3 protein-coding genes are annotated in these 7660 nt (G+C 68.0%); all 3 read right to left on the bottom strand.

The genetic code is table 11. The annotated features are described in order from the left end of the window. Positions 1-221: 221 nt before the first annotated feature. A complete protein-coding gene (locus VGR67_12180; protein HEV8337167.1) occupies positions 222-1433 on the bottom strand; it encodes a DUF2235 domain-containing protein in 1212 nt (403 codons plus the stop codon). Between the two features lie 505 nt (positions 1434-1938). After that, positions 1939-4242, bottom strand: coding sequence for a TonB-dependent receptor (locus VGR67_12175; GenBank protein ID HEV8337166.1), 2304 nt, complete (start codon positions 4240-4242; stop codon positions 1939-1941). Positions 4243-4277: 35 nt separating this feature from the next. After that, positions 4278-7484, bottom strand: coding sequence for a glycoside hydrolase (locus VGR67_12170; GenBank protein HEV8337165.1), 3207 nt, complete (start codon positions 7482-7484; stop codon positions 4278-4280). Between the last annotated feature and the right edge of the window lie 176 nt (positions 7485-7660).

Below are 7660 nucleotides of genomic sequence, written 5' to 3'. Positions count from 1 at the left end.
ACCGAGGTCGCCGAGGCGCCCGGATCGCAAGGCGCGCCAGAGCGTCGCGTACCCAAGGCGGTACGCAAGCGAGGCGCAACGCGGCGAGCCGGGATGGATCGGGGGCCGAATGTAACATGATTTTTGAGACGCGACACTAGGAACAGTGATTCTTGGCGCCCTGAACAACGCCATGGCGCCGGGAAGATGTGTCACGCGGAGGGAGCCGGCGGGCGGATCGCTCACCGGGCGTTTCGATCCGCGGCCGGCAGCTCTTCGCGCCGGGTCGGCCAGGGGCTGGCCGGAAGCTCCTGCGAATCATACGGCAGCACTTCAGGCACCGAGGACAGCGCGCGGACCCTCGCGACGAATGAGCCGGAGAGGTTGGGAGGGGCATCGATGCCCTTGCGAAGGCGCATCAACGCGGATCCGTGAATCAGCGAGCCCTCCTTGAGGAGCCGCCGGCGGCCCAGGCCGAGCGTCGGCCGCAGGAGCGAGGAGCCGGGCTTGCTTCGGAGCTTGGGAACGAACTCCGCCGGCCACCAGGCCGGCGTCAGGGACTCGTGCTTGGGATCCACCCAGGCCCGCGCGAACGGCTCGGTCCGATGCGCCACTTCCTGGCGACGCTGCGGATCGACGAGAAGGCCGGCGGCTTCGGCTTCGTCGAGAATCCATTCGAAAGGATACCTCCACAGCCCGCCATCCTTCTCCGGATAGCCCCCTCCGACGTCGCCGTGGACGCCGGCGAACCAGACCTCCCGCAGATCCTGACCCTCCGCCGGATGGAAGAGGTTCTGGCGAAAGAAGGAGCGCCGCTCGTCGATCGAAACGGCGTGACGAATGACTCCGACGCTCGGATTTGTGGCGGTGAAGGGAAACGACACCGGCTCCCAGATCCAGCCGATCGACGAGACGGTGTCCCAGAGACCCATGAAATGAACCTGGAAGTGCCGCTTGGCGTCTCCTTCGGCCATGGGCCGCGCGAAGGTCCACCGGAATTCGTCGCACAGATTCCAGTATTTCTGCGCGCCCTCCTTGCGGATCGACTTGAAGAGTCTCCAGACGTAGGGAATCAGGTTGTCGCTGCCCCGCGGCAGGAGCCCCAGCACGTGAAGCATGCCGGCGAGCACCCGGGCCGTATAGGCTCCCCGGCTGAAGCCGAAGAGAAACACCCGGTCACCCGGCTGCCAGAAATCTTTCAAGAAGGTATAGGCCTCGCCGACGTTGCCGCCCAAGCCGGCTCCGAACGCCAGCCCGAAGGCCCTCGACAGTCCTTTCCCGATCCAGGTCGCCATGCCCGGCTCCGGGAGGGTTCCAAGGCCGGGATCGTAGAACAGCGCCTGCCTTTCCGGCTTGCCGCGATCCAGGCACTGGATGAGGCGGATGACGTTGGTGTTGTGCGAGCCGAATTCGCGGTTCGTTCCATCGCAGCAGATGACGAGATTCCTGGACATGGCTTCCTCCCGGGGTTTTCCACGGCCGGAGCCCTCGAGAAAATGGCTCCGACGAAGCCTTGCACGGAACGTTCCACCGCCGTCCGAAGACGAAAACGTACTGGGAGCGAGCTTATGGGATTCGAGAAGAACTCATTTCGTGGCGGGCGAATCGAATGTGGAGCGCTGATGCAGGATTCTCCAGGGGCCAAGCCGGCGCGTCAATTCATGAGCGTCTCCGGCATGCCGATGACCAAGGCGGCCTCATACGACATCGTGACGAGCCGAGGCGCCTGATTACCATTCCGTTCCACTTCGGCGTTTTGATTTCGCCGGGAGGAATCCGGAGGTTCCGCAACAGAGGCGCACTGAATGCGACGACCTGATGGCTTTGTACTTCCAGGCCGTTCGCCGCCAGCCGGACGGTCGAGTATCTGCGGATCCCGCGGCGATCCGAGGGGACCGGAAAGAGCGAAGGATGGAGATCGCGAGGCTTCGCGGGCGATTCACGGGCGCGGCGGAGGGATCAGGATCCGAACGTCCAGAGCAGCGTCATCTCGAGGCGGCGCGCCGGCAGCAGATAGTACTGGGCGTCTCCCAGCTCGCTCTCGGCGACCGGGGGGCGCTGATCGTTGAGATTCCACCCGTCCAGCCGGATCTCCATCACGCCGCGGCGATAGCCCACGCCGCCTCCCCAGGTCGCATAAGCCGGAGCGCGGGCGGTGTTGCGTTTGTTGAGGAAGCGGCTCCCCACCCAGTTCACCTCGAGATGCCCCTGCCACCCGCGGTCCCGCGAGTAGATCAGCCCGGTGGAGGCCATGTTCCGGGCCGACATCTCCAGGCGGTTCCCCGCCAGCTGCGCCGGCGCGCCGCCGAACTCGGTGACGAAGTCGCGGAACCGGGCGTCGTGGAGACTGGTCCCGAGGCGCCACGTCAGGTTGGGGTGGAGTCTCCACGCTGTCTCCAGCTCGAGGCCGCGGAAGCGGGTCGCTCCGGCGTTGACCAGGACGGGGGTTCCGCCGGCGCTCTGAGAAACCAGGAGGTTTCGAAAGTCCATCTCGAAGGCGCTGAAGTCGACCGCCAGCCTCCCGGCGAGCAGCCGGCTCTTCAAGCCCGCCTCGTAACTCTCCGCGGTCTCCGGCGCCAGGATTTCCGGCTCCGAGTCGAGGCCGAAGTCCACGGCGGCAGGCTTGAAGGTGTTGCGGTAGTCGACGTAGGCATGGAGCGAATCCAGATCCCTTTCCCACGCCGTCCAGGTGACCGCCGCGAAGCCGCTCCCCCGCCACAGATTCCGGCCGTCCTGTCCGGATACGGTGGTGCCGCTCGCGAAATCCACCGTTTTCGTCCGGCGATACTCGGTGGTGCGGCTAAGGCGGACGCCCGTCTCCAGGCGCCAGCGCTCCGCCGGCTCCCATCGGACCTGACCATAGAGGCCCGCGAAATCCCGGCGATCGCCGATCCGGATCGCCGCTTGGCTCGGGAGATCGCTCCCGGAGGGGGCGCCGCTGCCGTCGAGGTTCACGAAATAGTCGAAGTCTCCGCCGCGGGCGTTCCCCTCGCCGTAGAGATTGTCGACTCCGGTGACCAGCTCCACCCGGGACGAGGGCGAGAACTCCCAATGGGTGTCGAAATAGACGTCGATCGTGGGAATCGTCTCCCTGAAACCGTGGGCGTTCGGGTCGGTTGTGGAGACGTCGATGAGGAATCCCCGCAGGACCCTCTGCCCGGCGCGGGTGACCGACAGCGTGGTCTGCCACTTTCCGGCGAGGGCGCCGCGCTCGTAGCCGGCGTTCAGCGCGAACCGGCCCTGATCGAGAAAGGCCCCCGCGGGGTTCTGGTTCGAGTCCAGGGGAACGTCCGGCGAGAGCGTGGTCCCGACCCGGGGGACGGGGCTGGCGGGATCCTGGCGTTGCCAGGTGGCGTCCAGATCGAAGCGGATCAGGCCGCTCCCCGCCGCCCGGCGGTTGCGCCACAGAAGATGCGCCCGCTCGAAGCCGGTCCGATCGTCCCTGAAATTCCTCCGACCGACATCGACGCTCAGGGAGGACTGGAACCGCGCCCACCGGGGAAGCGAGGAGAGCCACTGGGCGGAGCAGGTGTCATAGCTCCCTCCCGCGGCCTGCGCGCTCTTCTCCCCTTCCCGCGGCTCCCGGCGCACCACCTGGATGACTCCCACGAACGAGGTCGCGCCGTAGGTGACGGGCGCGGGTCCGCGGAGCACTTCGATCCGGTCCACGTCGATGAGACTCAGGGTCTCGAGGGAAGGGTTGAAGGCGCCGCCCCAGGGAACTCCGTCCACCACCAGGAGGAACGCGTCGAACTCTTTCAGCCCCCAAAGCTCCGGCACCGAGGCGGCGGGTCCTCCGTCACCCCCCGGCGCGACGTCCACGCCGGCCGCCAGCGCCAGGGCGCTTTTCAGGTCGCGCGCTCCCCGGCGCCCCAGCTCGTCCCCCGGGATCACCGTGACGGAAGCGGGCGCCTCCTCGACCTTCCCGGGAATCCGGGTCGCGGTCACCGTGGTGAATTCCGAGATCAGGGGAATGACCCGCACGAGCAGCGGTTCCCCGCCCGGCTGCCTCTCCACCCGCACCGGAGCGGTGTATTGCCCGCCTGAAAGGACGACGAGCAGATCGAACGGGGCCGCGGGATCCGGGTGCCACTGAAAGCGTCCCTCCCCGTCGGTCCCGACCGAGCCGGGAAGGCCGGCGATGGAAACCGTCGCGCCGGCTGCCGGCCGCCCGTCGGGAAGGAGAACCCTCCCTTCCATGGCGAGAGCCGCCGCGATGCTGCCGAAGGCGACGGCGCCGAGCACGACGATCCTACGAATCATGAGGGCTCTCCGACATCCGCTGGGAAGGAGACGAGCTACTCCTGGTTCCCCTGGCTCTCACCGCTCCGCGGAGGCCGCGCCGGATCGAGCGCCCGCAACCCGGCCCGCCGCAAACTGGAATTGAGCGCCGGGAGATCGATCTTCACGATCCTCTCCCACGCGGCGATGGCCGGCGCGAGGTCGCGCTCGATCTTCGCCGCCGCGGCGCGCTGGGCGGAGGTCGGCGCCGCGTCGGCCTGACCGACGATGCCGTAGACCGAGTAGGCGTCGTCGTTCACGTTTTTCAGCCCGCTCGGCTTCGCCGCGCCCGCCGCGGGGTCTTCCGGCCCTTCGAGCGCGGCCGACACCCGCGCGGTGAACGTCTTGAGCGCCTCGGCCAGGGCGGCCGCCGGCTCGAGCGCGGCCGCCTGCTCCTGCAGCGACACCGCCTGCAAGACCGCCCGCGAGCTGCGCTCCACGAAGCCCGCCAGCCTCTTCTGCAGGGCGAACATCTCCTGCAGCCCGGATTGCGAGGTCTTCACGCGTGGATCGAGTTTCACGATCAGGGGCGCCGTGTGCGATTGGCCGGCGGTCGTGAGCCGCACGGTATACCGGCCCGGCACGGCCGGCGGCCCGAGCGGATGGCGGGGCGTATCGTGCGGCACCGCCGTGATCGGATACTCGTGCGTGACCGACACCGGCCTTTCGTGATGCAGGTCCCACACGAAGCGGTGCATGCCGGCCGAGGTCTCGGGGTTCCGGGGCAGGCGCACCCAGGAGGGAGGGATCATCTGCTCTCGCAGCTCCTCGGGCGTGAGCTCCGGCGGATCGTCGCTCGCGAAGGCGCGAAGCACGCTGCCGGCCGCGTCGAGAATCTCGATGGTCAGGCGACCGGGCGCCGGCCGGCCGAGGTAGTAGTCGATCACCGCGCCGCTCGGCGGGTTCTGCGCCTGCGGCTCGTCGGGCGGAATCGGGGTCTCGGCGTAGGTCGACTGCGGGGCGCGAATCGCCACCGCCGGCGTGAACAGCAGGTCGGCGCCCGCCGCGGCGGCCCGCGCCTGGCGCAGCGGCGAGATGTCGTCGAGGATCCAAAACGAGCGCCCGTGGGTGGCGACGATCAGGTCCTGGTCGTGGATCCATAGATCGCGCATCGAGCTGTGCGGCAAATTGAGCTGCAGCGGCTGCCATCCGCCGCCGTCGTCGAACGAGACCCATACGCCGGTCTCGGTGGCGGCGAACAGCAGCCCTTTCCGGACGGGATCCTCGCGGACCGCGTTCACCGGCGAGGAGTCGAGACCCGCAACGATGAGCCGCCAGCTGCGCCCGCCGTCACCGGTGCGGTAGACGTACGGGGCGGGATCGTCGACGCGCAGGCCGCTGACCGAGACGTACGCGGTGCGGTCGTCGTAGTGGGAGGCCTCGATTTGGGTGACTTTGTGCCACGGCTTCACCCCCGGCGGGGTAATGTCCTTCCAGCTCAGCCCGCCGTCGCGCGTGATCCACATGCGGCCGTCGTCGGTCCCCGCCCAAAGGGTGGTGATGGCCTTGAACGACGGCGCGACCGCGTAGATCGCGCCGCGCTTCTTGGGGGCGGCCTTGTCGCTGTCGGCCATGCGGCCGACGCCGGGCGGAATGCCGGGGCTCGGATGCGCCAGATCGGGCGAAATAGCCTGCCAAGTTTCGCCGTAGTCGGTCGTCCGGAACAGGACGTTGGTCGCGTAGTAGAGCGTGCGCTGGTCGATCGGCGAGAAGACCAGGGGCTCGGTGCGCTCGGCGCGGTACTCGCCCCGGACCGGAAGCGGCGTGATGTTCCGGGTCTGCCCGGTCTTCCAGTCGTACCGGGAGACGACCGTGCGGCCGGCGCCGAAGATGATGTCGGGGTTCCGCGGATCGGGCGCGACGTAGCCGTACTCGATCACGTTCACCGGATGCCAATCGCGGTTCGAGATGGCTCCGTCGTTGCCCCGGCTCGCGATGCAGACAGAGCCGCTCTCCTGCTGGCCGCCACAGACTTTGTACGGCCACTCGCGCGTGGTGATCACGTGGTACAGCTGCGCGGTCGGCTGGTTGTACCACGAGCTCCACGTCCGGCCGCCGTTGACCGTGACCGCCGTGCCCTGATCGGAGGCGGCCAGCATGATGTCGTGGTTGCCCGGGTTGATCCAGAGGTTCTGATAGTCGTCGCCGCCCGGCGCGCCCTTGAAGCTCGACCACGTCTTGCCGCCGTCGGTGGATTTCCCCAGGATGATGCCGCAGCTGTACACCACGTCGGGGTCGGTCGGATCGGCCTCGGCGATGGGCAGATCGCCGCCGCCGATCTTCATCGCCGAGCGCGGATCGTCGGTCGCCTTGGACCAGGTCTCACCGCGGTCGTCCGAGCGGTAGAAACCCATCCCCTTGTTGGTGGCGTACTGGGTCGGCACCGTCGTCGAGAAGGTGAGATAGAGGCGCTTCGGCCGGCTGCGGGCGATCGCGATGTTGGCCTGCAGGAGATTCTCGGGGAGTCCGCGGGTCAGGCGGCGCCACGTGTTGCCCCCGTCGGACGATTTGAAGACCCCTCCTCGGGCGCCGTAGACGTTGCCGTCCTCCCAGGGCGCGAGGCGCGATTCGAAAAGCGTGGCGTACACGATGCGGGGGCGGGACGGATCGATGGCGACGTCGTACCCGCCGGTGTTCGCGTCAACGTACAGCACCTTGGTCCAGCTCCGGCCGCCATCGGTCGAGCGAAAGATGCCGCGCTCCTCGCTGGGTCCGAAGGGATGCCCGAGGACGGCCGCGAAGACCCGGTCGGGATCGTGCGGGTCGATCGCCAGCTGCGGAATCTGCTGGCCGTCGCGCAAGGCCTTGAGATGGGTCCAGGTCAATCCGGCGTCGCTCGATCGATAGATGCCGTTGCCGACCGACAGATCGGGGCGGCGCAGCCCTTCTCCCGAGGCGACGTAGACGACGTCCGGGTTGGAAGGCGCGACCGCGATGTCGCCGATGGACTGGGTCGGCTGGGCGTCGAAGATCGGCCGCCAGGTGTGGCCGAAGTCGTCGGTCTTCCACACGCCGCCGTTCACCGCGCCCGTGTAGAAGACGCCGGGCTGGCTCGCAACTCCGGCGACCGCCCGGTTGCGTCCGCCGCGGAACGGTCCGATCATCCGCCAGCGCAATCCTTGATACATCGCCTCGGGAATCTGCTCGGCGAGGCTGCCGGCGGCAGACTGCGCAGCGAGCGCCAGCGCCAGGCTGACGAGCACACCTCGAATCCTCGGCATCATGACGACCCCCAGAGTTCGAGGATTATAGGCTGCCAGCGGGGCTCCTGTCGCCACACGACGGAGTGATCGCCGAGCCGCCACGTCGAGCACGTTGCGAAAAAAACTCTCACCTCGCGAGGCTTCAGCTGGTCAAAAACGGCGGACTCAATTTCGGTGGAGGGCTTGCCGGGTGGGAA

It is taken from the genome of Candidatus Polarisedimenticolia bacterium (assembly GCA_036004685.1).
GTDB lineage: Bacteria > Acidobacteriota > Polarisedimenticolia > Gp22-AA2 > AA152 > DASYRE01.
The sequence above is the reverse complement of the archived record's forward strand: the minus strand, read 5'-3'. Positions and strand labels throughout refer to the sequence as shown.